25 protein-coding genes and 1 tRNA gene are annotated in these 26,582 nt (G+C 65.7%); 17 read left to right on the top strand and 9 right to left on the bottom strand.

Features of this window, described 5'->3' with window-relative positions; all coding sequences use genetic code 11:
- Positions 1-11 precede the first annotated feature (11 nt).
- On the bottom strand, positions 12-404 hold the full coding sequence (locus ACT2FV_RS23920) for a DUF2069 domain-containing protein (protein WP_059545112.1): 393 nt from the start codon (positions 402-404) through the stop codon (positions 12-14).
- Entirely contained in the window at positions 401-1,021 is a 621-nt protein-coding gene (gene wrbA / locus ACT2FV_RS23925) for an NAD(P)H:quinone oxidoreductase (RefSeq protein WP_444504941.1), read from the bottom strand. Before wrbA ends, ACT2FV_RS23920 begins: the two co-directional genes overlap by 4 nt.
- A 144-nt stretch (positions 1,022-1,165) precedes the next feature.
- On the opposite strand from wrbA, the gene ACT2FV_RS23930 reads away from it, so the two are divergent.
- Entirely contained in the window at positions 1,166-2,497 is a 1,332-nt protein-coding gene (locus ACT2FV_RS23930; protein ID WP_151051578.1) for a YihY family inner membrane protein, read from the top strand.
- An 18-nt stretch (positions 2,498-2,515) separates the two neighbouring features.
- Here ACT2FV_RS23930 and ACT2FV_RS23935 read toward each other — a convergent pair whose 3' ends face one another.
- Complete coding sequence (locus tag ACT2FV_RS23935) at positions 2,516-2,833, bottom strand: Mpo1-like protein (RefSeq protein WP_044846067.1); 318 nt, start codon at positions 2,831-2,833, stop codon at positions 2,516-2,518.
- 158 nt (positions 2,834-2,991) lie between these two features.
- Between ACT2FV_RS23935 and ACT2FV_RS23940 the strand changes: the two genes are divergently transcribed.
- The 3 genes from ACT2FV_RS23940 to aroC all read left to right on the top strand — a co-directional run bounded on the left by ACT2FV_RS23940 (position 2,992) and on the right by aroC (position 6,887).
- On the top strand, positions 2,992-3,447 hold the full coding sequence (locus tag ACT2FV_RS23940) for a CBS domain-containing protein (RefSeq protein ID WP_044846066.1): 456 nt from the start codon (positions 2,992-2,994) through the stop codon (positions 3,445-3,447).
- 139 nt (positions 3,448-3,586) lie between these two features.
- A complete protein-coding gene (locus ACT2FV_RS23945) occupies positions 3,587-5,521 on the top strand; it encodes an MFS transporter (RefSeq protein ID WP_124626489.1) in 1,935 nt (644 codons plus the stop codon).
- Positions 5,522-5,786: 265 nt separating this feature from the next.
- On the top strand, positions 5,787-6,887 hold the full coding sequence (gene aroC, locus ACT2FV_RS23950; protein WP_124903740.1) for a chorismate synthase: 1,101 nt from the start codon (positions 5,787-5,789) through the stop codon (positions 6,885-6,887).
- A 69-nt stretch (positions 6,888-6,956) separates the two neighbouring features.
- On the opposite strand, the gene ACT2FV_RS23955 is transcribed toward aroC, so the two are convergent.
- On the bottom strand, positions 6,957-8,027 hold the full coding sequence (locus ACT2FV_RS23955) for a LacI family DNA-binding transcriptional regulator (RefSeq protein WP_124626485.1): 1,071 nt from the start codon (positions 8,025-8,027) through the stop codon (positions 6,957-6,959).
- Between the two features lie 238 nt (positions 8,028-8,265).
- Between ACT2FV_RS23955 and rbsK the strand changes: the two genes are divergently transcribed.
- The 3 genes from rbsK to ACT2FV_RS23970 are packed head-to-tail and all read left to right on the top strand — an operon-like array spanning position 8,266 to position 11,565.
- Positions 8,266-9,195: a ribokinase gene (gene rbsK / locus ACT2FV_RS23960; protein WP_151051576.1), complete on the top strand. Its 930-nt coding sequence runs from the start codon at positions 8,266-8,268 to the stop codon at positions 9,193-9,195.
- Positions 9,196-9,253: 58 nt separating this feature from the next.
- Complete coding sequence (locus tag ACT2FV_RS23965) at positions 9,254-10,573, top strand: MFS transporter (RefSeq protein WP_151051574.1); 1,320 nt, start codon at positions 9,254-9,256, stop codon at positions 10,571-10,573.
- 44 nt (positions 10,574-10,617) lie between these two features.
- Entirely contained in the window at positions 10,618-11,565 is a 948-nt protein-coding gene (locus ACT2FV_RS23970) for a dihydrodipicolinate synthase family protein (RefSeq protein ID WP_174910831.1), read from the top strand.
- A gap of 112 nt (positions 11,566-11,677) precedes the next feature.
- On the opposite strand, the gene ACT2FV_RS23975 is transcribed toward ACT2FV_RS23970, so the two are convergent.
- Positions 11,678-13,351 carry an electron transfer flavoprotein-ubiquinone oxidoreductase gene (locus ACT2FV_RS23975; protein ID WP_444504942.1) on the bottom strand — a complete coding sequence of 558 codons (1,674 nt, stop codon included), beginning with the start codon at positions 13,349-13,351 and terminating at the stop codon, positions 11,678-11,680.
- A gap of 178 nt (positions 13,352-13,529) precedes the next feature.
- Here ACT2FV_RS23975 and ACT2FV_RS23980 point away from each other — a divergent pair, with 178 nt between their 5' ends.
- Both ACT2FV_RS23980 and ACT2FV_RS23985 read left to right on the top strand, forming a co-directional pair.
- Positions 13,530-14,306 (top strand): SDR family oxidoreductase, encoded by a 777-nt coding sequence (locus ACT2FV_RS23980; protein WP_059608590.1) that lies wholly within the window; start codon positions 13,530-13,532, stop codon positions 14,304-14,306.
- A 32-nt stretch (positions 14,307-14,338) separates the two neighbouring features.
- Positions 14,339-14,770, top strand: coding sequence for an acyl-CoA thioesterase (locus tag ACT2FV_RS23985; RefSeq protein ID WP_059608589.1), 432 nt, complete (start codon positions 14,339-14,341; stop codon positions 14,768-14,770).
- 106 nt (positions 14,771-14,876) lie between these two features.
- Here ACT2FV_RS23985 and ACT2FV_RS23990 read toward each other — a convergent pair whose 3' ends face one another.
- Complete coding sequence (locus tag ACT2FV_RS23990; RefSeq protein WP_444504943.1) at positions 14,877-15,422, bottom strand: LuxR C-terminal-related transcriptional regulator; 546 nt, start codon at positions 15,420-15,422, stop codon at positions 14,877-14,879.
- A 223-nt stretch (positions 15,423-15,645) separates the two neighbouring features.
- Here ACT2FV_RS23990 and ACT2FV_RS23995 point away from each other — a divergent pair, with 223 nt between their 5' ends.
- Together ACT2FV_RS23995 and ACT2FV_RS24000 are read left to right on the top strand one after the other, a co-directional pair.
- A complete protein-coding gene (locus tag ACT2FV_RS23995) occupies positions 15,646-16,350 on the top strand; it encodes a CoA transferase subunit A (protein ID WP_012363722.1) in 705 nt (234 codons plus the stop codon).
- A gap of 1 nt (position 16,351) precedes the next feature.
- Positions 16,352-16,993 (top strand): CoA transferase subunit B, encoded by a 642-nt coding sequence (locus ACT2FV_RS24000; RefSeq protein WP_059608588.1) that lies wholly within the window; start codon positions 16,352-16,354, stop codon positions 16,991-16,993.
- A 78-nt stretch (positions 16,994-17,071) separates the two neighbouring features.
- On the opposite strand, the gene ACT2FV_RS24005 is transcribed toward ACT2FV_RS24000, so the two are convergent.
- From ACT2FV_RS24005 to ACT2FV_RS24015, 3 genes are read right to left on the bottom strand one after another with little or no spacing between them, the layout of a single operon-like run.
- Positions 17,072-17,785 (bottom strand): SDR family oxidoreductase, encoded by a 714-nt coding sequence (locus ACT2FV_RS24005; protein WP_444504944.1) that lies wholly within the window; start codon positions 17,783-17,785, stop codon positions 17,072-17,074.
- Between the two features lie 38 nt (positions 17,786-17,823).
- Positions 17,824-18,834 (bottom strand): polysaccharide deacetylase family protein, encoded by a 1,011-nt coding sequence (locus ACT2FV_RS24010; RefSeq protein WP_444504945.1) that lies wholly within the window; start codon positions 18,832-18,834, stop codon positions 17,824-17,826.
- Positions 18,835-18,845: 11 nt separating this feature from the next.
- Positions 18,846-19,403, bottom strand: a complete 558-nt coding sequence (locus ACT2FV_RS24015) for an ester cyclase (RefSeq protein WP_151049115.1) — start codon at positions 19,401-19,403, stop codon at positions 18,846-18,848.
- Positions 19,404-19,541: 138 nt separating this feature from the next.
- On the opposite strand from ACT2FV_RS24015, the gene ACT2FV_RS24020 reads away from it, so the two are divergent.
- The 6 genes from ACT2FV_RS24020 (at position 19,542) to thrS (ending at position 26,542) form a co-directional block, all read left to right on the top strand.
- A complete protein-coding gene (locus ACT2FV_RS24020; protein WP_124625977.1) occupies positions 19,542-20,447 on the top strand; it encodes a LysR family transcriptional regulator in 906 nt (301 codons plus the stop codon).
- Between the two features lie 132 nt (positions 20,448-20,579).
- Complete coding sequence (locus ACT2FV_RS24025; RefSeq protein WP_124625643.1) at positions 20,580-21,476, top strand: alpha/beta fold hydrolase; 897 nt, start codon at positions 20,580-20,582, stop codon at positions 21,474-21,476.
- A gap of 80 nt (positions 21,477-21,556) precedes the next feature.
- Positions 21,557-21,910 (top strand): RidA family protein, encoded by a 354-nt coding sequence (locus ACT2FV_RS24030; protein ID WP_014897238.1) that lies wholly within the window; start codon positions 21,557-21,559, stop codon positions 21,908-21,910.
- 44 nt (positions 21,911-21,954) lie between these two features.
- The gene (locus tag ACT2FV_RS24035; RefSeq protein ID WP_444504946.1) at positions 21,955-24,189 is read left to right on the top strand and encodes a RelA/SpoT family protein; all 2,235 of its coding nucleotides are present in this window, start codon (positions 21,955-21,957) and stop codon (positions 24,187-24,189) included.
- A gap of 97 nt (positions 24,190-24,286) precedes the next feature.
- Positions 24,287-24,363, top strand: a tRNA-Val gene (locus tag ACT2FV_RS24040).
- Positions 24,364-24,634: 271 nt separating this feature from the next.
- Positions 24,635-26,542, top strand: coding sequence for a threonine--tRNA ligase (gene thrS / locus ACT2FV_RS24045; protein WP_059608581.1), 1,908 nt, complete (start codon positions 24,635-24,637; stop codon positions 26,540-26,542).
- Positions 26,543-26,582 lie beyond the last annotated feature (40 nt).

Here is a 26,582-nt window from a genome sequence, read left to right on the forward strand (position 1 = left end):
TCGCGTAAGGGTCAGGACGCGGCGCGCTGCCGCTTCGCCGCGCGCTTGAACGGCGCGACGTATGCAAGCGCTGCCACGAAGAAGCCGACGGCGAGCGCGGTCTCGCACCAGCCGAGCGTCGCGGACAACCCGCGGTCGGACATGCCGCGCACGATGCCTTCGGCGAAATAGACGAGGATCAGCATGCTCGCCCACTGCATCGTATAGATGTTACGCCGCCAGACGCCGGGCAGCGCGAGCGCGAGCGGCACGGCCTTGAGCATCAGCGCCGAGCCGCCCGGCCGCAGCGGCGCGAGCCACAGTTCCCACGCGAGCGACAGCGCGATCAGTGCGACGAGGCACGCGGCCGCGGCCAGCGCGTAGCGCGGCCGGGCGGCGACGGCGGGGCGGGCGGGCGCATTCATGCGGCTTCGGCCGCCTGGGCGGCGGACAGGGCCGACGCCGCGCGGGCGAGCCGCGCGCCGAGCGCGGCCGCGAGCGCTTTTTCGTCGGCCGACAGTCCTTCGGGCGCGCTGCGATCGTGCTGCGACACGTGCGATGCGCCGTATGGCGTGCCGCCGGTGCGCGTCGTGCTGAGCGCGGCTTCCGTGTACGGGATCCCGACGATCATCATCCCGTGATGCAGCAGCGGCAGCATCATCGACAGCAGCGTCGATTCCTGGCCGCCGTGCAGGCTGCCGGTCGACGTGAACACGCAGGCCGGCTTGCCGGTCAGCGCGCCTGACAGCCATTGCGGGGTCGTGCCGTCGAGGAAATACTTGAGCGAGGCGGCCATGTTGCCGAAGCGGGTCGGCGAGCCGAGCGCGAGGCCCGCGCATTCCTCGAGATCGCGGAGTTCCGCGTAGGGCGGGCCGTCGTCGGGGATGTCGGGGGCGGTGGTTTCGCAGACAGTCGAGACGGGCGGCACGGTGCGGATGCGGGCCTGCATGCCGGGCACGCTGTCGATGCCGTTCGCGATAGCTAGCGCGAGATCGCGCGTGGCGCCGTGGCGGCTGTAATAGAGGACGAGAATGTCTTTCATGGGCGACGGGGCCGCGTGCGGCCGCGCGCATGCCCGGTGCAGTCGGCCCCTGCTGGATCGAGCGGCTATTATAGGGGCTGAAGTCGTCGCGCAGCGCGGCGGCGGCGCGCCGTCGCGCACGCGCCATCGAGAAGGAGAAGCCGTTTGCCGAAGTTGAGCGTCGATCTCGACACCCTCAAGCGCCTCGCGCAGTTCGCGGCCCGGCGTAGCGCCGAGGATCGCATCCCGCAAGTGGCGGGCAGCCTCACGTTCACGACGATGCTGGCACTCGTGCCGCTCGTGACGGTCGCGTTCGCGCTGTTCACCGCGTTCCCGATGTTCGCATCGTTTCAGATCTCGCTGCAGGGGTTCCTCGCGGATCACCTGATGCCCGCGCAGTTCAACGTCCAGATCTTCAAGTACCTGAACCAGTTCGCGTCGAAGGCCAAGGGGCTGACGACGGCCGGCCTGATCGTGCTCGTCGTCACGTCGGTGATGACGATGATGACGATCGAGTCCGCGTTCAACCTGATCTGGCGGGTGCGCAAGCCGCGGCCGTTCGCGCAGCGCGTGCTCGCGTACTGGGCGCTGATCACGCTTGGCCCCTTGCTGTTCGGCGTGAGCCTGTCGATCTCGTCGTACCTATTCACGCAGTCGCTGGCGTTCACCGGCGCCGGGCCGTCGACGTCGATCGTCGAATGGCTGCTCGCGTTCGTGTCGCTGCCGCTGACCGTGCTCGCGTTCACGCTGCTGTACGTGTACCTGCCGAACTGCACGGTCGCATGGCGCGACGCGGTGATCGGCGGGCTGTTCGCGGCTATCGCGTTCGAGCTCGCGAAGCGCGGCTTCGGCTATTACGTGCGGCGTATTCCGACCTATACGGCCGTCTACGGTGCGTTCGCGGCGCTGCCGGTGTTCCTGCTGTGGGTGTACCTGAGCTGGTTCATCGCGCTGCTCGGCGCGATGGTGGCGTCCGCGCTGCCGGCGATTCGCGTCGGCCAGTTCCATCGCATCCACTATCCGGGCAGCGATCTGCTCGACGCGCTCGAATTGCTCGCGCGACTGGCCGAGGCGCGCGCGGTCGGCAAGGCGGGCTATACCGCGATGCGGCTCGCGACCATGTTGCGCTGCGACATGGAAACCGCGCAGCGGCTGCTGCTGACGATGGAGGAGCGGGAATGGATCGCGCGGCTGGAAAGCGGCGAACCCGCGCCGCGCTACATCCTGCTGGCGAATCCGGAGCAACTGACGCTGGCGCAGCTGTTCGACGTGTTGGTGATCGACCGCACGGAACTGACCTACCAGCTGCAGCGACGCCGCAGCCACGTCGAAGGTGCGGCATTGCTGGAGGTGCTGTCGAACGACCGGTTCGACGTATCGCTTGCGTCGCTGATCGCCGAGCACCGGCTCGCCGGCGTGCAGCCGGCGGAGACCGTGCCGGGGTCCGTGCCCGGCGCGGCGCCCGACCCGCACGCGCGGCCGCCGAAAACGGCGTGACGCGCCGCCGGGCGGGCGTTACAGCGGGATCTTCCCGGTGCAGATGTCCTTGAACATCACCCAGTCGCCCATCAGGCTGTAGATCGGGTGCCGGAACGTGGCGGGGCGGTTCTTCTCGAAGAAGAAGTGTCCGACCCACGCGAATCCGTAGCCGCACACGACCGCCGCCGGCAGCCACGGCCAGTGGCCCGTCGCGATCGCCATCGCGACGCAGCCGATCACGCCGAGCGAGCCGATGAAGTGCAGCCGCCGCGACGTGAGGTTCTGGTGCTCGTTCAGATAGTACGGGTAGAAATCAGCGAAGCTGGCGAATTGCTCCGTATGCGTATGCGCCATGGCCGTCTCCTCGGGCCGCTGTCGATGGAGTCATTGTGCGGCGGGCGGCCCGCGTCCGCAAGCGGGGGCGGCCGCGCCGCGCGGGCCCGCGCTTTCCTTTTGACAGGCTTTCCGATAGGATCGAAAGCGGATTTGCATTCAAGCATGAGGGGACTACGATGCGCGTCAGCGATATTCTGAAAGTGAAGGGCAACACGCTGTTTACGGTGACGCCCGATAAGCCGCTGCGCGAAGCGGTCGATACGATGGCCGAACACGATATCGGTTCGCTCGTCGTGATGGAGTACGGCGATCTCGTCGGGATGCTGACGTTCCGCGAGATCATCCTGCGTCTCCACGTGAACGGCGGCGCGATCGGCGACGTGCAGGTGCGCAAGGTGATGGACGAGCCGCTCACGTGCACGCCGGAAACCGATGTCAACGAAGTGCGCCGGATGATGCTCGAGCGCCACGCGCGCTACATGCCGGTGCTCGACAAGAAGGTGCTGATGGGCGTCATCTCGTTCTACGACGTCGCGAAGACGGTCGTCGAGGCGCAAAGCTTCGAGAACCGGATGCTGAAGGCGTACATCCGCGACTGGCCGGAATCGGAAGCCGAAGCGCAGAAGCCGTGAAGCACGTCGCGCCCTGTGCCATGACGCGCGGGCGCTGCCACTCGGCGCACGGCGGCGCAGGTTCAGCCTGCGCCGCCGTTTTTTCGACAACCATACAAGGCCCGCGCAGCTTCGCCTAGACGATGCGCGCGTATTCCGCATGAGCGATCACACGCAAGTCTCTTCCGCGTCGCGCGGCGAACGGCGCGCCCACGCGTCGCAATTCGACCTGTTGCGCCAGCGCCGTTTCGCGCCGTTCTTCACGACCCAGTTCCTCGGGGCGCTGAACGACAACGTGTTCAAGATCGGATTCACATCGCTCGTCACCTATCACACCACGCGGTTCTCGGGCGTCGACGCGAAGACGGCCGCATTCCTGATTTCCGCGATCTTCATTCTGCCGTTCGTGCTGTTTTCGGCCACCTCCGGCCAGATCGCCGACAAATACGACAAGGCGACGCTCACGCGCTTCGTGAAGACTTTCGAGATCGTGCTGATGTTGGTCGGCGCGGCCGGCTTCGTCACGCACAGCGCGACGCTGCTGTACCTGTGCACGTTCATGATGGGGATGCACTCGACGCTGTTCGGCCCCGTCAAGTATTCGTACCTGCCGCAGCATCTCGGCGACCACGAACTGGTCGGCGGCAATGGCCTCGTCGAGATGGGCACGTTCATCGCGATCCTGATCGGGACGATCATCGGCGGTGCGGCCGCGGGCATCGAAGGCAGCGGTGAGCGCGTGCTCGCCGTCAGCGTCGTCGTCATCGCGCTCGCGGGGCGGCTCGTCGCGCAGCGCGTGCCGCCGACGCCGGCGCCGCAGCCCGATCTCGTGATCAACTGGAACCCGTTCAGCGAGACGTGGCGCAACCTCGGGCTCGCGCGACAGAATCGCACCGTGTTTCTGAGCCTGCTCGGCATCTCATGGCTGTGGTTCGTCGGCGCGACGTTCCTGACGTCATTCTTCAATTTTGCGAAGGATGTGCTGTCCGCGAGCCCCGATGTCGTCACGGTCCTGCTCGCGACGTTCTCCGTCGGGATCGGCCTCGGCTCGCTGCTGTGCGAGCGGCTGTCGCAGCGGCGCGTCGAGATCGGCCTCGTGCCGCTCGGTTCGATCGGCATCAGCGTGTTCGCGATCGAGCTGTATTTCGCGAGCCACTCGCTGCCGTCGCCCGGGCATTTGCTGTCGGTCGGGGAATTCCTGGCCGGTGCGCGCCACTGGCGCATCCTGGCCGACCTGTTCCTGCTCGCGATGTTCGGCGGCTTCTACAGCGTGCCGCTGTATGCGTTGATCCAGAGTCGCAGCGCGCCGACCCATCGTGCGCGGATCATCGCCGCGAACAACATCCTGAACGCGCTGTTCATGATCCTGTCGGCCCTGATGGCGATGGGGCTGACCAAGGCCGGCGTCGACATCCCGGGCCTGTTCCTCGTCACCGCGCTGCTGAACGTCGTGGTCGCGACGTACATCTACCTGCTCGTTCCGGAGTTCCTGCTGCGCTTCGTCGCGTGGGTGCTGGTGCACACGTTCTACCGGATTCGCCTCGTGCATGCGGAGCGAATCCCGGAAGAGGGCGCGGCCGTGCTCGTATGCAACCACGTGAGCTACGTCGACGCGCTCGTGCTGGCGGCGGCGAGCCCGCGGCCGATCCGGTTCGTGATGGATCACCGGATATTCAAGACACGCTTCGCGAGCTGGGTGTTCCGGCATGCGAAGGCGATTCCGATCGCGCCGCGCCATGAGGATCCCGACATGCTCGCACGCGCGTACGACGCGTGCGAGGCCGCGCTGAAGGATGGCGAACTCGTGTGCATCTTCCCGGAAGGCAAGCTGACCAAGACGGGGGACATCAACATGTTCCACCACGGCATCACCGAAATCCTGGGCCGTACGCCGGCGCCCGTGATTCCGATGGCGTTGCGCGGGCTGTGGGGCAGCTATTTCTCCCGTCATGCCGATGCGCGCATGCCGCGACCCATCAAGCGCGGCGTGATGAGCCGGCTGACGCTCGCGGTCGGCGAGCCGATCCCGGCCCCGGTCGCGACGCCCGAGGCGCTGCAGGCCGCGGTGACCGAGTTGCGCGGCGCGCGAAAGTGAGCAGGGGCGGGCCCGGCGCGAAGCCGCCGGGCCGTGCCGACGGCGGCGAACCGGCCCGTTTGACCGGAACGGTGCGGGTCGACGGCCCTTGCGCCCGGCCGTCTGCGTGACAGGTCCGTGTGGTCTGAACGGTTCACGCGGCCCGCGGGCACGGGACGGCTGGCATAATAGCGGTTTACTTCTTTTTCTCGACCGGCAAACGATCGGCCTGCCAGCGGTCCCGGCAGCGCATCGGTTTGTCCAATTCTCTTTGGGCGGTTCCATCATGTCCGGCAATACCCTCGGCACGCTTTTCACTGTCACGACCTTCGGCGAATCGCACGGTCCCGCGATCGGCTGCGTGATCGACGGCTGCCCGCCGGGAATGGGGCTGACCGAAGCCGACATCCAGGTCGAACTCGATCGCCGCAAGCCCGGCACGTCGCGGCACGTGACGCAGCGCCAGGAGGCGGACGAGGTCGAGATCCTGTCCGGCGTGTTCGAAGGCGTGACGACCGGCACGCCGATCGCGCTGCTGATCCGCAACACCGACCAGCGCAGCAAGGACTACGGCAACATCGTCGAGACGTTCCGCCCCGGCCATGCCGACTACACCTACTGGCAGAAATATGGCATCCGCGACTACCGCGGCGGCGGCCGCTCGTCCGCGCGCCTGACCGCGCCGATCGTCGGCGCGGGCGCGGTTGCGAAGAAATGGTTGCGCGAGCGTTTCGGCGTCGAGGTGCGCGGCTACATGAGCGGTCTCGGCGAGATCGACGTGCCATTCGTCGACTGGTCGCACGTTCGCGAGAATCCGTTCTTCTCGCCGAACGCGGCGGTCGTTCCGGAGCTGGAAGCCTACATGGACGCGTTGCGCAAGGACGGTGACTCGATCGGCGCGCGCATCGACGTCGTTGCGTCGGGCGTGCCGGTCGGCTGGGGCGAGCCGGTATTCGACCGGCTCGACGCGGACATCGCGAAGGCGATGATGAGCATCAACGCGGTGAAGGGCGTCGAGATCGGCGCGGGCTTCGACAGCGTCGCGCAGCGCGGCTCGGTGCACGGCGACGAACTGACGCCGGCCGGCTTCGTCGGGAACCATGCGGGCGGCGTGCTCGGCGGGATCTCGACGGGGCAGGACATCACCGTGTCGATCGCGATCAAGCCGACATCGAGCATCCGCACGCCGCGCCGTTCGATCACGAAGTCCGGCGAAGAGGCGACGGTCGAAACCTTCGGCCGCCACGATCCGTGCGTCGGCATTCGCGCGACCCCGATCGCCGAGTCGATGCTCGCGCTGGTGCTGATCGACCATGCGCTGCGCCATCGTGCGCAGTGCGGCGACGTCGAGACGCCGACGCCGAAGATCGCGGGCAGCGCGACCTGATGCAGCGGGGCCGGCACGCGCCGGCTCGACCGATTCGATGCGAAACGGGGCGCCTGGGGCGCCCCGTTTTCATTGGGCCGCCGAATTCGGCGGCGCGGCCGATTCGCGCACCCGCAACTCCGGCAGGATCGCGCAACCGGGCCCGGCTTCTCCGTGCTCGAGTGCGTCGAGCAACGCGCGGGCGGCCTTGCGGCCGATCGCATCGGTGTCGACCCACATCGTCGTCAGCGCAGGCCGGATTTCGCGAGCCAGCGCGACATCGTCGAAGCCGGTGATCGACAATTGCGACGGCACCTCGAGGCCGATTGCCTGCGCTTCCAGTAGGGCGCCGAGCGCGAGCGCGTCGTTGCCGCAGATCACGGCCGTTGGGCGCGTCGCCCCGCTGTCGGCGATCGCGCGCAGGCTCGCACGCCCGAACGCGATCGTGGCCGGGCCTTCATGCTGGTGGATCGGCCGGACCGCGAGCCCACGCGCGGCGAGCGTGTCGTGGATGCCGCGCAGGCGGGCCTGCACACGATCGTTGTCCGCCGAAGGCTGCATGATGATCGCGAAATCGCGATGCCCAAGGTCGAGCAGGTGCGTGGTCAGTCGCGCGAATGCCGCGCGGTTGTCGAAACCGATGCAGCAGTGCGGGCTGTCGTCGCGGTAGGCATAGGTGACGACGTACGGCACCCGATGCAGGTCGAGCAGTTCGAATACTTCCGCCGGATAGGCTTCGCCGACCAGCGACACGGCTTCGACGCCGCGCGACAGCATCGCGCGCACCTGCGCGAGCGCCTGTGCCGGGTCGTAATTCGAGCAGCCGAGGAACAGGGTAATGCCGTGCTCGGCCATGACCGCCTGCATGCCCGCTACCTGCGACGCAAACACCTGGTCGTCGAGCGTCGGGATGATCGCACCCGTGATGTGGGTTCGCGTGGATGCGAGTGCTCGGCCGGCCGCGTTGGGAATCCAGTTCAGTGCGCGTGCCGCGTCGCGCACGCGCTGCTGCACGTCGGCCGAGACCTTGCCGGGGTCGTTGTAGACACGCGAAACGGTCGCGGTCGACACGCCGGCGAGTTTCGCGACATCCCCGAGCACCGATCGACCGCTGCCGCGGCGTGCGCGAGCCGCGCCGCCGCTGGATGGGGGCGTACTCATTGGTCATCCCCGGGCGCGGCTGCCCCGCAGGCGCCGCGCGTGGTCAAAAACGCCATCGTTTACCCTCGATTCATCGTGGTCCTGCTTGCATTCCCGGTCGTGCCTGTGCGAATGTAAGCGCTATCTTGATGCTACTCCGTATTATGTCAGACACAGATTGCAGCCGCATTGTGAAATTTTCGTCGACGACGGCCGTTCCGGCTATTTTGTTGGCCGCAAATGTAAGCGGTTACATTGAATGAAGATCCGCGCAAAGCCCCCTCGAATCGCGGTCGTCGGCAGTATCAACGTCGACCTCGTCACGCATGCGCCACGGCTGCCCGTGCCGGGCGAAACGCTGCTCGGCACGACCTTCCAGACCGTTCACGGCGGCAAGGGTGCGAACCAGGCGGTGGCGGCGGCCCGTCTGGGGGCGTCGGTCGCGATGATCGGCTGCGTTGGCGACGACGCGTTCGGGGCGCGCGTGCACGACGCGCTGGCGGCCGAACGTATCGACGTGACGCACCTGCACCGGATCGACGGCGAGGCAACCGGCGTGGCGACGATCACGGTCGATGCGCACGGGGCGAACAGCATCGTGGTCGTGCCCGGTGCAAACGCACGCCTCGATGCCGAATTGATCGACGAGGCGCGCGAGGCGATCGCCGGCGCGGCGCTGATGGTGTGCCAGCTCGAGGTGCCGATCGAGAGCGTCGCGCGCGCAATCGGCAGTGCGATCGCACATCGCACGCCGGTGCTGCTCAATCCGGCGCCTGCACGGCCGCTGTTCGACGCGTTGCTGGCCCAGATCGACTACCTCGTCGTCAACGAAACGGAAGCGGAGTCGCTGACCGGCATCGCCGTCGGCGACGACGCCTCGGCGGTGCGCGCCGCCAAGGCGCTGCGCGCGAAAGGCGTCGGCAACGTGCTGGTCACGCTGGGTGCGCGCGGCGTCTGCTGGCGCGGCAGCGCAGGGAACGGCCGCCATCGGGCAATGGCTGTGGCCGCCGTCGATACCACGGCGGCCGGCGACACCTTCGTCGGCGGATTCGCGGCCGCCCGGACGAGTGGTGCGTCGATGGACGACGCGATCGCGTTCGGCCAGCGTGCGGCCGCAATCAGCGTCACGCGCCACGGCGCGCAGACGTCGATTCCGACACGCGAAGAAGTGGAGAGCATGGCGGTATAGATTCCGCGACGACGGAAAGCGCGGGCAGGCACCCGCCTATGACATGGAGACAATCGAAATGAACGAAGACCAGGCTGTTCCGACTGCGCCGCCACGTATCCGGCGCGGACAACGTATCGCGCTTGCGCTGCTGATGGCGAGCGGAATCGTCAACTATCTCGATCGCGGCACGCTGGCCGTCGCGAGTTCGGCAATCCGGAGCGATCTCGGGCTGTCGCTCTCGCAGATGGGGTTGCTGCTGTCGGCATTCTCGTGGAGCTATGCGCTGTGCCAGTTTCCGGTCGGCGGACTCGTCGATCGCATCGGGCCGCGACGGCTGCTCGGCATCGGGCTGATCGCCTGGTCGTTCGCGCAGGCAGCGGGCGGCCTCGTCTCCACCTTCGGCTGGTTCATCGTCGCGCGCATCGTGCTCGGCATCGGCGAGGCGCCGCAGTTCCCGTCGGCGGCGCGAGTGGTGAGCAACTGGTTTCCGTTGCGTGCACGCGGTACGCCGACCGGGATCTTCAACGCGGCGTCGCCGCTCGGTACCGCGCTCGCGCCGTTGCTGCTGTCGGTGCTCGTCGCCTCGTTCGACTGGCGCTGGGCATTCGTCGTCACAGGGGCACTCGGTCTCGTTGTCGCCGTCGTCTGGTTTGCGTCGTATCGCGATCCGGCGCGTGCGCAATTGACCGCGGCGGAACGAGCGTATCTCGATGCCGATGCGCAGACGGCCGTCGCGGCACCCAAGCTGACCTTCGCCGACTGGCGCAGTCTGTTTTCGCACGGCACGACCTGGGGCATGCTGATCGGATTCTTCGGTTCGGTGTATCTGAACTGGGTCTATCTGACCTGGCTGCCGGGATATCTGACGATGGAGCGTCACATGAGCCTCATTCGCACCGGGTTTGCGGCATCCGTGCCGTTCCTGTGCGGGTTCGTCGGTTCGCTCGTTGCCGGCTGGCTGTCGGATCTGGTGACGCGCCGTAGCCGCTCGCCAGTCGTGAGCCGGCGCAATGCGGTGGTCGTCGCGATGCTCGGGATGGTCGCGTTCACGATTCCGGCCGCGCTCGTGCAGAGCAACACGGTGGCGCTCGCATGCATTTCGGTCGTGATCTTTCTCGCCAATGCGGCATCGGCATGTTCGTGGGCGCTCGCGACGGCGGCCGCACCGCCGAGCCGTGTCGCATCGCTCGGCGCGATCCAGAATTTCGGCGGTTTCATCGGCGGTGCGCTCGCGCCGATCCTGACGGGTGTGATCGCGCAGAAGTGGTCGTTCGTGCCGGCGCTGCTGACGGCGGCGGCAATCGCATTCGCCGGCGCAATGGCTTACCTGCTGCTGGTGCGCAAGCCGATTCCCGAGCAGTCCGCGAGTGCGGCGCCTGGCGCGCTTCCGGCCTGAGGCCGCCGGCTACCCCCTGTATTCATTGAAGGAAGGAGAAACAGATGCAATCACATCAGCAGGCGAGCACGACCATCGAAGGGATCGTGCCGGTGATGCTGACGCCGTTCGACGATACCGGCTCGATCGACTACGCGGGTCTCGAGCGACTCATCGAATGGTATCTGGCGCACGGCTCGGATGCGCTGTTCGCGGTCGCGCAATCGAGCGAGATGCAATTCCTGAGTCTTGCAGAACGGGCGGAGCTTGCGCGTTTCGTGGTCGAGCGGGTGGCCGGGCGCGTGCCTGTCGTCGCGTCCGGGCACGTCAGCGAAGATCTGGACGCGCAGGTCGCCGAGCTGTGTGCCGCGGCGGAATCGGGTGCGCAGGGCGTCGTGCTCGTGACCAACCGCCTCGATCCACAGCGCAAGGGCAGCGCCGCGTTTCTCGATCATCTTCACAAGCTGCTCGCCCGATTGCCGGCGGATCTGCCGCTTGGCTTGTATGAATGTCCGGCGCCTTATCGGCGATTGCTGTCCGATGACGAACTGCGCGCGTGCATCGACACCGGCCGCTTCGTGATGTTGAAGGACGTGAGCTGCGACCTGGAGACGGTGAAGCGACGCGTTGCGCTGGCCGCGGGCTCGCCGATGAAGATCCTGAATGCGAACGCCGCGATCGCATGGGATGCGATGAAGGCGGGCTCCGCCGGTTTCAACGGCGTGTTCACCAACTTCCATCCCGATCTGTATCGGTGGCTGCGCACGCAGGGCGACTCGGATCCGGCGCTTGCCGAAGAATTGTCGGCGTTCCTGGTGCTCTCGGCGGTATCGGAAGCGCTTGGCTACCCGGCGCTCGCGAAGATCTATCATCAACGGATCGGCACGTTCGGATCGATTCGCTGCCGCTCGATCGACTACGACGTGCGGGAGCGGTTCTGGGCGCTCGATGCGGTGCTCGACAAGATCGTGTCCGGTACTGAGCATTTCCGTCGACGGATAGCGGCGCGCTAGCGCAGCCGGTGCGGGGCGCGGTGGATGAATCGCGCGACCGATGGCGGGCAGGGCAGCGTCGAATGCCGATCGGACGAAAAAAACGCCGCGCAATGCGGCGTTTTCCGGCAGGTTACATGTTCGGGTAATTCGGCCCGCCACCGCCTTCCGGCGTGACCCACACGATGTTCTGCGTCGGGTCCTTGATGTCGCACGTCTTGCAGTGCACGCAGTTCTGCGCGTTGATCACCAGCCGGTCGCTGCCGTCGTCGTTCTTCACGAACTCGTACACCGCCGCCGGGCAGAAGCGCCCCTCCGGCCCCGCGTAGGTCCGCAGGTTCACGTTCACCGGCACGTTCGCATCCTTCAGCGTCAGGTGCGCCGGCTGGTTTTCCTCGTGGTTCGTGTTCGAGATGAACACCGACGACAGCCGGTCGAACGTCAGCTTGCCATCCGGCTTCGGATATTCGATCGGCGTGCATTGCGAGGCCGGCTTCAGCATCTCGTGATCCGCATGCTTGTGGTGCAGCGTCCACGGCACGTTGCCGCCCATCACCTTCTGCTCGAGCCCGACCATCAGCGTGCCCAGGTACAGGCCCTTCGCCATCCACTGCTTGAAGTTGCGTGCGCGGTACAGCTCCGTATGCAGCCACGACTGCTTGAAGGCGTCCGGGTACGCGTTGAGCTCGTCGCTCTGACGGCCGGCCTGCAGCGCGTCGAACGCGGCGTCCGCCGCCAGCATGCCCGTCTTGATCGCCGCGTGGCTGCCCTTGATCCGCGATGCGTTCAGGAAGCCCGCGTCGTCGCCGATCAGCGCGCCGCCCGGGAACACCGTCTTCGGCAGCGACAGCAGGCCGCCGGCCGTGATCGCCCGCGCGCCGTACGACACGCGCTTGCCGCCTTCGAGGAACGCGCGGATCGACGGGTGCGTCTTGTAGCGCTGGAATTCCTCGAACGGCGACAGATACGGGTTCGTGTAGCCCAGGCCCACCACGAAGCCGACCACGACCTGGTTGTTGTCCATGTGATACAGGAACGAGCCGCCGTACGTATCCGACTTCAGCGGCCAGCCGGCCGTGTGGATCACGAGGCCCGGCTTGTGCTTCGCGGGATCGATTTCCCACAGTTCCTTGATGCCGATCCCGTACGCTTGCGGATCAGCGTTCGCGTCGAGCTTGAACTTCGAGATCAGCTGGCGGCCGAGGTGGCCGCGGCAGCCTTCGGCGAACAGCGTGTACTTCGCGTGCAGCTCCATGCCGAGCTGGAAGTTCTCGGTCGGCTCGCCGTCCTTGCCCACGCCCATGTTGCCGGTGGCGACGCCCTTCACCGAGCCGTCGTCGTTATAGAGAATCTCGGCAGCCGGGAAGCCCGGGAAGATCTCGACGCCCAGCGCTTCCGCCTGTTGGCCGAGCCAGCGCGTGACGTTGCCCAGCGAGATCACGTAGTTGCCGTGGTTCTGGAAGTTGGCCGGCAGCGCCCAGTTCGGCGTCGTGATCGCGCTCTTTTCCGACAGGAACAGGAAGCGGTCTTCCGTCACCTCGACGGTGAGCGGCGCGCCCTGTTCCTTCCAGTCGGGGAACAGCTCGGTGATCGCGCGCGGGTCCATCACCGCGCCCGACAGGATGTGCGCGCCGATCTCGGAACCCTTCTCGAGCACGCACACGCCGATCTCGGTGCCTTTCTCGGCGGCCAGCTGCTTGAGCCGGATCGCCGCCGACAGCCCGGCGGGGCCGCCGCCGACGATCACGACGTCGTATTCCATCGATTCGCGCGGGCCGTATTGCTCGATGAGGCTTGCGGGGGTCATTGGCGTTCCTCTAACCGTTAGAATGCTTTTATTCGGGAGCGTATTGTCTGCGAAACGAAACGCTTGCCGCAACAGCATGCGCGTAGATTAGCACGATCGTTCTATTTTTTGTGCTAGGGTTATGCTGCGTGGGACAGGGCGCCCGCGGCGGCGAAACGACATCGAAAGGGGATGTGCAATGGGTCGATCGATCAATCTGGAAGGCAAGGTCGCACTGGTCACGGGCGCATCGAGCGGCCTCGGGCAACGCTTTGCACAGGTGCTGTCGCAGGCCGGTGCGAAGGTCGTGCTCGCGAGCCGCCGCGTCGAGCGCCTGAAGGAGCTGCGCGCGGAAATCGAGGCGGCGGGCGGTGCCGCGCACGTCGTGTCGCTCGACGTCACCGACGTGCAGAGCATCAAGGCGGCCATCGCGCACGCGGAAACGGAAGCCGGCACGATCGACATCCTCGTGAACAATTCGGGCGTCTCGACGATGCAGAAGCTCGTCGACGTGACGCCCGCCGATTTCGAGTTCGTGTTCGACACCAACACGCGCGGCGCGTTTTTCGTCGCGCAGGAAGTCGCGAAGCGGATGATCATGCGTGCGAACGGTAACGGCAAGCCGCCTTACCGGATCATCAACATCGCTTCGGTGGCCGGGCTGCGCGTGTTTCCGCAGATCGGGCTGTATGCGATGAGCAAGGCGGCGGTCGTGCAGATGACGCGTGCGATGGCGCTCGAATGGGGTCGCCACGGAATCAACGTCAACGCGATCTGTCCGGGTTACATCGATACCGAAATCAATCATTACCTGTGGGAAACCGAGCAGGGCCAGAAGCTGCAGTCGATGCTGCCGCGCCGGCGCGTCGGCAAGCCGCAGGATCTCGACGGGCTGTTGTTGCTGCTCGCGGCCGACGAGTCGCAGTTCATCAACGGCTCGATTATCTCCGCCGATGATGGCTTCGGCCTCGCCTGAGTGGATGACATTCAGCAACAAAGAAGACTGCAATGAGCGAATATTCCCCCGTATTTGAAATGTCGATGCCGATCCGCTGGGGCGACATGGATGCATTCGGCCATGTGAACAACACGGTCTATTTCCGCTACATGGAGCAGGCCCGGATCTCGTGGTTCGAGGAACTCGGCATCGCGGGCGGCAACGGCGAGGGGCAGGGGCCCGTGATCGTCACGGCGTCGATGGAGTTCCTGAAGCAACTGCACTATCCGGGTGACGTGATCGCGAGGATGTCGGCCGCGAAGCCCGGCCGCAGCAGCTTCGACACCGGTTTCGAGCTGACGCGCGCGGACGATCCGGAGCATGTCTATGCGCGCGGCAACGCGCGATGCGTGTGGGTCGACTACGCGCTCGGCAAGTCGGTGCCGCTGCCGCAACTGTTGCGCGATACGATCGAGCGCGCGCTCGCGGCGAAGGTCGGCTGAGCGCGGCGGCACCGAAGCCGGCGCTCGGGCGCCGGTGTGTCGCCATTTCCCGTTGATTTCCCGAATCGGCCGCTTCACGCGGCCGATTGCCATTCCCGGGTGCGTTTTACTGGCCGAGCAGGCGCTGCAGCAGTTCCGGCGTATTGTTCGTGCCGTACTTGCGCATCAACCGCGCCCGATAGATGTCGACCGTGCGCGAACTGATGCCGAGCACGCGCCCGATCTGCTTGCTGGTCTTGCCGGTCGCGAGCTGCGCGGCGATCTCGCGCTCGCGCGGTGTCAGCTCGACAGCGACGCGGCGCGTCGCGCTCAGGTCCTCGAACGTCCAGACGCCGGCCGCGAGCGGTGCGGTGCGGTCGAGTGCGCGCCCCGTCACGTGGCACCAGAACAGCTCGCCGTCGGCTCGTTTCATGATTCTGTCATCGGCGTAGGTGCCGTTCGCGATCATCACGCGCGAGATGCGCTCGCCGATGCGCTGGAATTCGTCCGGCGACGGATAGAGCACCTCGTACGACTTCCCGATCAGATCGGCCCGCGCACAGCGGAAGATCGACGCGAGCGCGTCGTTGCAGTCCTCGATCACGCGGTCGCGCGACATCACGAGGCCGAGCGGCGCGAGGTGAAAGGCAGTCTGGTAATCGAGAGCGGGCATGGCGCAGGCAAGCGGAGGCAAACGCTTATGTATTTTTGCGTATTGTGCCGCATCCGCGCCGCATCGTACCCTTTCAGGCATCTCGCGGCGCCTTGTCGCGATATAAAAACAGCGCGCTTCGACGCAGGTATCGCCGTGCATGCATAGAATGATGCGGCGGGCTTGCGGCCCAGTGGGCGCGTGAACCGGTTTTGCTGGTTTCCATAGAGGAAGGGACATACAGATGAACAAAGTCTATCCAAGCGCGGCGGCCGCGCTGGAAGGGATCGTCCGCGACGGACAGACCTTCGCGGTGGGCGGCTTCGGCCTGTGCGGGATTCCGGAGGCGTTGATCGCGGCGCTTCGCGATTCCGCCGTCAAGGGCATCACCTGCATCAGCAACAACGCGGGTGTCGACGGCTTCGGTCTCGGCCTGCTGCTGGAAACGCGCCAGATCAAGAAGATGATCTCGTCGTACGTCGGCGAGAACAAGGAGTTCGAGCGGCAGTACCTGGCCGGCGAACTCGAGCTCGAATTCACGCCGCAGGGCACGCTCGCCGAGAAGCTGCGCGCGGGCGGTGCCGGCATCCCGGCGTTTTTCACGAACACCGGCTACGGCACCGTGATCGCGGAAGGCAAGGAAACACGCCAGTTCGGCGATCGCCACTACGTGCTCGAGCCGTCGCTGACGGCCGACGTCGCGCTTGTGAAGGCGTGGAAGGCCGACAAGTCCGGCAACCTGATCTATCGCCGCACCGCGCGCAACTTCAACCCGATGTGCGCGATGGCGGGCAAGATCACCGTGGCGGAAGTCGAGGAGATCGTCGAGAACGGCACGCTGGATCCGGACCAGGTCCATACGCCGGGGATCTTCGTGCAGCGCATCGTGCTGAACGCGACGCCCGAAAAACGCATCGAACAACGCGTCGTACGCGCAAAAGGAGACTGACATGGCCTGGAATCGTGACCAGATGGCCGCGCGCGCGGCGAAGGAACTGCAGGACGGCTTCTATGTGAACCTCGGCATCGGGCTGCCGACGCTCGTCGCGAACCACGTGCCGGCGGGCGTCGAGGTGTGGCTGCAGTCGGAAAACGGCCTGCTCGGCATCGGCCCGTCGCCGACCGAGGACGAAGTCGACGCCGACCTGATCAACGCCGGCAAGCAGACCGTCACGACGCTGCCGGGTTCGTCCATCTTCTCGTCGGCCGATTCGTTCGCGATGATCCGCGGCGGCCACATCAACCTCGCGATCCTCGGCGCGATGCAGGTCAGCAAGACGGGCGACCTCGCGAACTGGATGATCCCGGGCAAGATGATCAAGGGGATGGGCGGCGCGATGGACCTCGTCGCGGGTGTGAAGCGCGTCGTCGTGCTGATGGAGCACGTCGCGAAGGGCGATCAGCACAAGATCCTCGACGAATGCAACCTGCCGCTGACGGGTGTTGGCGTGGTCGACCTGATCATCACCGATCTCGGCGTGATCGAAGTGACGCCGAATGGCCTGAAAGTGCTCGAGCTCGCCGACGGCGTGAGCGCGGAAGAGATCCAGGCGAAGACGGGCGCGCCGCTCGATGTGAGCGCGGTCGTGTAAGCGCCGGCTTTCCGGCACGACGCTCGACGCCCCGCGTTCCCCTATGGAACGCGGGGCGTTTTGTCATGGCCGCATACGTTACGCGATCGCACCGCCGCCGTCGATCAGCACTGTCGAGCCGGTCGCATAAGGCGTTGCCGCCAGATATACGATCGCATTCGCGACATCCTCCGGCTGGCCCACGCGGCGTGCCGGAAGGCGCTGCGCGGCGCCCGCGTACATCGCATCGCGCGCATCGGGTGCGAGCTTGTCCCATAGCGGCGTCGCGATCAGGCCGGGTGACACGGCATTCACTCTCACGGGTGCCAGCTCGAGTGCAAGTCCGCGGGCGAGCGCCTCGAGCGCCGCGTTGATCGCGCCCTGCAGTACCGACGATGCGTTCGGCCGTACGCTGAGGTACCCCGACACGAACGTCAGCGAACCGCCGGGCGCGATATCGATCGAGCGTGCGACGCGGTATGCGCCCCAGAATTTGCTGTCCATCGCGGCTTGCGCGTCGGCAAGCGGCAGCGTGCGGACCGGGCCCGTCGCCGTCTTCGCGGCCGAAATCACGACGTGGTCGAACTGCCCGATGCGCGCGCAGAACGCATCGACGGCCGTTGTATCGGTGATGTCGAGTGCTTCGGTGCGCACGGGCGCGCCCAGCGTGGCATCTGCATTGACCCTGGCCGGATCGCGCGATGCAATCGTGACGACAGCGCCACGTTGTGCGAATGCTTTCGCGGCGGCGGCACCGATGCCGGAGCTGCCGCCGACGACGAGTACCTTCTTTCCGTGGAGTGAATCGTTCATGGTGGTCCTTCCGAGGTGAAGAGGTGGGCGCAATCCGGTCAGATCGTTTCGGCTTCGCGCACCGTCGACGGGCTGTGCAGGGCAAAGCGGGCAATGTCATCCTTGCGCATGAAGGCTACGCCCGGATGCGATCGAGCGTAGTGCAGGAATGCGTCCCATGCGCGGACCATCTGCGGCGTGCCGCTAATCCGGTCGTGCGCGCTGATCGACATCAATCGCCGCCGCTGTCCGGCTTCCGCGTACAACTGGTCGAAATCGAGTTTGATCTGCTCGAGGAACATCGTCGGGGAATAGTTGCGGCCTTCGATCAGCAGGATGTCGTTGTTGCGCAACGTGTACGGAACGACCGCGAAATCGCGGCCGTCGACGGTTTCGATGAACGGCTCGTCACGGCTGACGTCGTCGATGTGATACACGTAGCCGAGTTCTTGCAGCAGCGGCAGCGTGTTCGGTCCGCGCCGCAGCCAGTTGCAGTTGTAGCCGATCGGTCGCTGTCCCGTCACTGCTTCAACCATGTCGCGAGCTTCGGTGAGGAAGCGGCGCTCGTCGTCGCGGCTCATCGCGAATTGCGATCGCCACGTCGGGCCGTGCGCGGCCGCTTCGTGGCCGCGCGTCACGATCTCGCGTGCCAGTTCGGGATGCCGGCGTGCGGCCTCTCCGATCATGTGCGACGTGACTTTCACGCCATGCCGGTCCCACAGGTCGAGAAGGCGCGGAATTCCTTCACGGTAGCCATATGCGAACCACGTGGCCGAGGCCAGATCGATCGGCACCGACGACGGAAATTCGACGGACGGGAACGGGCTGTCCGCGCCCTTGGGCGGTTGTCCGCCGGCCTCGAACTGCATCGAGATCGAGATGACGAGGCGCGTGTCGCCTTGCCAGAACCTGCCGGTACCTGTCGATGCGGGGCCCGGTGTCGGGGCGGCCGTTGCCGACCCGGAGGCGCCCGCGGCCATCGCGATGCCGGCTGCCAGCCCGGCACCCGCTTGCGCAAGAAACGTGCGGCGAGCCGGATGCGTCGTCGAACCGTGATTGCTGTCAGTCATCGTTTCCTCCGTCAGCCGACGAGCCCGAGCTGACGCATCAGCGTCAGGTTGTCCTCGATGTGCCAGTTTTCTGCTATCCGGCCATGGTCGATCCGGTAGATGTCGGTCGCGATGAAGTCGATCGACTGTCCGCTTCCGGTCGTGCCATTGAACGTGCCGGTGAAATGTCCGCGAAAGTGCAGGTGCACGACGACACGGTCGCCCGCCACGATCATCTGTTCGATGTCGCAACGCAGGTCGGGGATGGCTGTGCGCATCGTGCTGGACGCCGCGAGCGGTCCCGCTACACCTTGCTCACGGCCGGCCGGCAATGTCCGGTCGACGAAATCGGCCGCGAGCGCGGTGCGGGCGAGGGTCGCATCACCGGTATTCCAGAACGTGCCGTAGCGACGCGCGGCGAGGATTTGCGCACGTGCCTGCGTAGCCGGCACGTCGGTCGCGACGGTCAGGCTGTGCGGATCGAGAAGGTCGGCGGCGCGGGACGCTGCAGGCAACAGTGCAACGACACAGGCCGCTGCAGCGATGACGCGGGTAATCGGGCGTGCGATCGGAGGAAAGTGAATCGACATGGTTTCGGGTGTCCTGTGGATGGCGTCGTGGGGCGACGCGCTACAGGTATGGTAGGTTTCCATTTCGAGCTTAAATACGGGGAAAAGGCGAATGGATTATTCGACAAAAGGAAATGTCGAGGCTGGACAGGTGCCGCGATGCTGATCGACGATCTCCCGGCGCTCGATACCTTCGCGAGAATCGTGTCGGCCGGCAGCCTGTCCGCGGCGGCGCGCGAGCTTGACTTGTCGCTGTCCGTCGTCAGCAAGCGGCTCGCGCATCTCGAGTCGCAGCTCGGCGTGCGTCTGCTGCACCGGACGACGCGGCAGCAGACGCTGACCGACGACGGTGCGCAGTTCCATGCGCAGGTGCTGCGCATCCTGGCCGAGGTCGATCGCGCCGAAACGCTGATGAGCGATCGTCGCGGCACGGTCAGCGGCGTGCTGCGCCTGACGGCGCCCGGCGAACTCGGCCGGCTGCGGATTGCGCCGCTCGTCGCGGCGTTTCAACGGCAACATCCGGAGTTGACCGTGCAACTGATGCTGACCGACACGATCGTCGATCTGCTCGCGCAGGACATCGACGTTGCCGTGCGGATCGGCAGCCTTGCCGATTCGACGATGATCGCGCGCGAACTGGCGCCGAATCATCGCGTGCTATGCGCGTCGTCGAGCTATCTCGCCGTGCACGGGATGCCGGCTCATCCGGCCGAACTTCGTGCACATCGATGCATCGTGATGGGCGACCAGCCTCGTACGGAGTGGCGGTTCGACGGTGCAAACGGTGCAGTGGCGGTCGAAGTGACGGCCGCACTGCTGACGAACGACGGCGGTGCGGCTCGCACGTTGGCATTGGAGGGCGCCGGAATTGCGCTGAAGTCGATCTGGGACGTCGGTGCCGATCTGGAGGCCGGCCGGCTCGTCCGTGTGCTGCCGACGTTCGCGGCGCCTGCCGCACCGCTCCATGCCGTATACCCCGGCGGCCGTCACGTGCCGCTGCGCGTGCGGACCTTCGTCGATTTCCTGCGCGACCAGTTGCGCGAGACGTGGCGCCGCAGTGCGTGAGCGGTTGCGAACGATGCGTCGGATGACTGCGGCCGCGTGACGGCCCGTCGTTGCGAAGCGGTTTACAATCGTTCGCATCGGGCGGCGCGAGTGTTGCCCGCCGCACCGCCCCCGTTCGACAGGATGCCAACGATGCCATCAACTTCAGCGAATCCTCCGGTTCCCCGTCAGCGACGTGTGCAGTGTGCGAGCGCCGCCGGCCTTCACCACGTCGCCTATACCGAATGGGGCGACCCCGCCAATCCGCGTGTGCTGGTCTGCGTGCACGGGCTGACCCGCTCGGGGCGCGACTTCGACCGGCTTGCCGCCGCGTTGTCCGATACGTATCGCGTCGTCTGCCCCGACGTCGTCGGGCGCGGGCGTTCCGACTGGCTCGCCGATCCGCGGCTTTACGCGATCCCGCAATATGTGGCCGACATGGTCACGTTGATCGCGCGGCTCGACGTCGAGTCGGTCGACTGGTTCGGCACGTCGATGGGCGGGCTGATCGGCATGGCGCTCGCGGGGCTGCCCGGTTCGCCGCTGCGCCGGATGATCGTCAACGACGTCGGCCCGCGCATCGAGCCTGATTCGCTGACGCGTATCGGCGAATACCTCGGCGTGCAGCCGTGTTTCGCGACCGAACAGGAGGGCATCGACTATCTGACGTCGCTGTCGCTGCCGTTCGGTGCGTTGACCGACGACGAATGGCGCGAGATCAATGGGCCGTTGCTGCGCGAGCTGCCCGACGGGGGCTGGACGATGCGCTACGATCCGCGCATCGCCGAACCGTTCAAGGCGACGACGCCCGAGCTGGCCGCGCTCGGCGAGGCCGCGCTGTGGCGCGCGATCGAGACCACCGATGCGTCGCTGCTCGTCGTGCGCGGCGAGCGTTCCGACCTGCTGTCGCGCGACACGGTGGCGGAGATGGTGCGTCGCGGCCGGCATGTGACGCAGGCCGAGATCCGGGGCGCGGGCCATGCACCGGCGTTCATCGGCGTCGACCAGATTGCGCTCGCCCGCCGGTTTTTCGTCGAAGGCGGCGCATAAACGCGTCATAATATGCGGTTCGGCGGCACGCGGGCCGCGTCGTCGCCGATTCTCACCCACTCACACGACCGGAACATTCCATGGCAGTCATTCGTCACCACGTCGGAGCGCGTCTCTCCGAAACCGCGATCCACAACGGTACCGTGTATCTGGCCGGCCAGATCGCCGAAGACACCACCCAGGACATCAAGGGCCAGACGCGCGAAGTGCTCGGCCACATCGACCGGCTGCTCGCCGAAGCGAACAGCGACAAGGCTCATCTGCTGTCGGTGCAGATCTACATTTCGGATCTGGCGAACTTCGAAGGCATGAACGCCGAGTGGGACGCGTGGGTCGCGCAGGGCAATACGCCGCCGCGCGCGACCGTCGAGGCGAAGCTTGCGGATCCGGCGCTGCTCGTCGAGATCGTCGTCGTCGCCGCGCAACGGAGCTGAGCGAAGCGAAGCATTCCGATGACCGCGATACGCCTGGCCGTGCGATGACCGAGTCCGTTTCCGCTTCTTCCGTCACAGCGCCGTCGTTCGACGACGTGCTCGCGTTCGTGCGCGAGCGTGCCGGTGACGCGCGCCTGTCTTCGGGCGAACTGCTCGCCGATCACTCGGCGGGCACGGCGTCGATCATGCGCACGCTGAACGTCGACCCGCACGCAATGCAGGCGGCCGCGCTGTTCGTGCTCACACCGCACCTGAATGATCCCGAGCGGGAGCTGACCGAACGGTTCGGCGAAGAGGTCGCCCGGCTCGTATCCGACGTGCGCAAGCTGCTGCGGCTCGGCACCGTCAGCCTGCGCGCCGCGCAGAGCGTGATGCCCGATGCCGGGCGCGACGCCGCGCAAGAGCGGCGCACGCAGATCGAGGCGTTGCGCAAGATGCTGCTCGCGTTTGCGCAGGACATCCGCGTGGTGCTGATCCGGCTGGCGTCGCGGTTGCAGTCGCTGCGTTACTACGCGGCGGCGAAGATCGATCCGCCTCCCGACGTCGCGCGCGAGACGCTCGAGATCTATGCGCCGCTCGCGAACCGTCTCGGTATCTGGCAACTGAAGTGGGAGCTCGAGGACCTCGCGTTCCGCTTCGAGGATCCGGTCACCTACAAGCGCATCGCCAAGCTGCTCGACGAAAAGCGCATCGAACGCGAGGCGTACGTCGCGCAGGCGATCGAGCGGCTGCAGCACGAACTGGCGGAAGCGCACATCCCGGCCGATGTGAGCGGGCGGCCGAAGCACATCTACAGCATCTGGCGCAAGATGCGCGGCAAGGAGCTCGACTTCTCCGAGCTGTACGACGTGCGCGCGTTCCGCGTGATCGTGCCGGACATCAAGGATTGCTACGCGGTGCTCGGCATCGTGCATCACCTGTGGCAGCCGGTGCCGAAGGAATTCGACGATTACATCTCACGTCCGAAGCCGAACGGCTACAAGTCGCTGCATACGGTCGTGATCGGCGACGACGGCCGCGCGTTCGAAGTGCAGATCCGCACGCAGGAAATGCACCGTTTCGCCGAGTACGGCGTCGCCGCGCACTGGCGCTACAAGGAAGCGGGAGCCCGCGGCTACGGCGGCCAGTTTTCGGCGAGCGACAAGTACGACGAGAAGATCGCGTGGCTGCGCCAGCTGCTCGCGTGGAAGGACGACGTCGAGGATGGTACCGAAGTGTCGGGCGACCAGGCGTGGGCGCAGTTGCGCGAGACGTCGCTCGACGACGACCACATCTACGTGCTGACGCCGCAGGCGCGCGTGATCGCGCTGCCGCAGGGCGCGACGCCGGTCGACTTCGCGTACCACCTGCACAGCGAACTCGGCCACCGTTGCCGCGGCGCGCGCGTCGACGGTGCGATGGTGCCGCTGAACACGCCGCTCGCGAACGGTCAGACGGTCGAGATCGTCGCGGTGAAGGAGGGCGGGCCTTCACGCGACTGGCTGAACCTGCAGCTCGGCTACCTGAAGAGTCCGCGTGCGCGGCAGAAGGTGCGCGCGTGGTTCAACTCGATCGAGCAGGAAGAGAACATCGCGCATGGTCGCGCGCTCGTCGAAAAGACGCTGCAGCGCGAGGGCAAGACGTCGGTCAATCTCGACAACCTCGCCGCGAAGCTCGGCTTCAAGTCGCCCGAGGAACTGTTCTCGGTCGTCGGCAAGGAAGAATTCAGCCTGCGCAACGTCGAGCATGCGCTGTCTGATGCGCCGCCGCCCGAGCATGCACCCGAGGCGCCCGCCGATTTCGAGAAGCGCAGCAGCGGGGCGAGTGTCGCGCACGGCGCGTCGACCGGCGTGCTGGTGGTTGGCGTCGATGCGCTGCTGACCCAGCTTGCGCGCTGCTGCCGTCCGGCGCCGCCCGACCCGATCAGCGGTTTCGTGACGCGCGGCAAGGGGATGTCGATTCACCGCAGTGACTGCCCGACGTTCCGGCGGATGGCCGAACGGGCGCCGGAGCGCGTGCTGCAGACAACCTGGTCGGCCGACGTGCTGGGCGGCCGTGGCGTGTCCGTCTATCCGGTCGACCTGATGATCGAGGCGAGCGACCGGCAAGGCTTGCTGCGCGATATCTCCGAAGTATTCGCGCGCGAGAAGATGAACGTGGTGGGCGTGAAGACGCAGAGCCGCCGGAATGCGGCATTCATGCAGTTCACGGTCGAGGTGTCGAATTCCGCGCAGGTGCAGCGTGCGTGCACGCTGCTCGGTGAAGTGCCGGGCGTGGTGCGGGCGGGGCGCAAGACGTGACGCCCTCGTAAATGGGGTTGAAGCGCGATCATTTTGCTGCGACCGCATAAAAGCGCTTGCCAAGTGAACGATAGCCCCATATAATCTCAGCTTCTTTAGGCTCGTAGCTCAGCTGGTTAGAGCACCACCTTGACATGGTGGGGGTCGTTGGTTCGAGTCCAATCGAGCCTACCAACGAATTGAGAATGCCCGGTTTTCGGGTGTTCGATGCAGTAAATAACTCAACGCGAACAAGGCGAATACGGTTATGACACCGCGAACGTTGACCGAAACCTTTTCGGAGCGACGCTAGTCGAGGAACGTTTTCGCCCTTTCAGTTTGAGTGAAGTATCGAATGCGGCCCCTCGAAAGCGGGGCCGCATTTTTTTTGTCGCGAAATTTTCGCGCGTGACTTTGATATCGCGTGCTTGGTTTGCCGCCCACTGTCGGCATCACGGAGATTGCTATGGTTTCGATACGCTTGCCTGACGGCTCAGTTCGACAATACGAGCATCCGGTGACAGTTGCCGAGGTTGCGGCCTCGATCGGTCCCGGCCTTGCGAAGGCTGCGCTTGGTGGCAAGCTCGACGGCGAGCTGGTCGATACTTCCACGGTCATCGATCGCGATGCATCGCTCGCAATCGTCACGGACAAGGATGCCGACGGTCTCGACATCATCCGTCACTCGACCGCGCATTTGCTTGCCTACGCGGTGAAGGACCTGTATCCGGATGCGCAGGTGACGATCGGCCCGGTGATCGACAACGGCTTCTACTACGACTTCTCGTATAACCGCCCGTTTACGCCCGAAGATCTGGAAAAGATCGAAAAGCGCATGCAGGAGCTCGCGAAGAAGGATGAGCCGGTGACGCGCCGCGTCGTGTCGCGCGACGAGGCGGCCGGTTATTTCCGCAGCCTCGGCGAGAAGTACAAGGCCGAGATCATCGAATCGATTCCGCAAAGCGACGAAATCAAGCTGTACTCGCACGGCGGCTTCACGGACCTCTGCCGTGGTCCGCACGTGCCGTCGACCGGCAAGCTGAAGGTCTTCAAGCTGATGAAGGTCGCGGGCGCGTACTGGCGCGGCGACTCGAAGAACGAACAGCTGCAGCGCATCTACGGCACGGCCTGGACGAAGAAGGAAGACCAGGATCAATACCTGCACATGCTCGAGGAAGCGGAAAAGCGCGACCACCGCAAGCTCGGCAAGCAGCTCGACCTGTTCCACATGCAGGAAGAGTCGCCGGGCATGGTGTTCTGGCATCCGAAGGGCTGGGCGCTGTGGCAGCAGGTCGAGCAGTACATGCGCCGCCGGGTGAACGAAGCCGGCTACCTCGAGATCAAGACGCCGATGATCATGGACCGCTCGCTGTGGGAAGCGTCGGGCCACTGGCAGAACTACCGCGAGAACATGTTCACGACGGAGTCGGAGAAGCGCGACTACGCGATCAAGCCGATGAACTGCCCGGGTCACGTCCAGGTGTTCAAGCACGGCCTGCGCTCGTACCGCGATCTGCCGCTGCGTTACGCGGAATTCGGTTCGTGCCATCGCAACGAGGCATCGGGCGCGCTGCATGGCCTGATGCGCGTGCGCGGCTTCGTGCAGGACGATGCGCACATCTTCTGTACGGAAGACCAGTTCATCTCGGAATCGATCGCGTTCAACACGCTGGCAATGAGCGTGTACAAGGACTTCGGTTTCGATCACATCGACATCAAGCTGTCGCTGCGCCCGGACCAGCGTGCGGGCACGGACGAGACGTGGGATCGCGCCGAGCAGGGCCTGCGCGACGCGCTGACGGCCTGCGGCCTCACGTGGGAAGAACTGCCGGGTGAAGGTGCGTTCTACGGCCCGAAGATCGAGTACCACATCAAGGATGCGCTCGGCCGCTCGTGGCAGTGCGGCACGCTGCAGCTCGACATGGTGCTGCCGGAGCGCCTCGGCGCCGAGTATGTCGCGGATGACAGCAGCCGCCGCCGTCCGGTAATGTTGCACCGTGCGATCGTCGGTTCGATGGAGCGTTTCCTCGGCATTTTGATCGAGCACCACGCTGGTGCGATGCCGGCCTGGCTCGCGCCGTTCCAGGCAGTTGTGCTCAATATTGCCGAAAGTCAGGCAGAATATGCGCAGTCTCTGGCCCAATCGTTGCAAAAACAAGGGGTTAGAGTGACGGCCGATTTGCGCAATGAGAAGATTAGCTATAAAATACGCGAGCACACGCTGGAAAAGGTGCCTTATCTCCTCGTCGTGGGGGATAAGGAGCGTGATGCGCAAACGGTAGCCGTGCGTGCCCGTGGCGGCGTCGATCTTGGCGTAATGCCGGTCGAAGCCTTCGTTGAGCGTCTGCAGGAAGACCTGCGCTCGTTCAAGTAACCGCCCTGGCAGCGCGGCTCGTTTTTTTAATTTTTAGAGG

The organism is Burkholderia sp. PR2, assembly GCF_052372875.1.
GTDB lineage: Bacteria > Pseudomonadota > Gammaproteobacteria > Burkholderiales > Burkholderiaceae > Burkholderia > Burkholderia diffusa.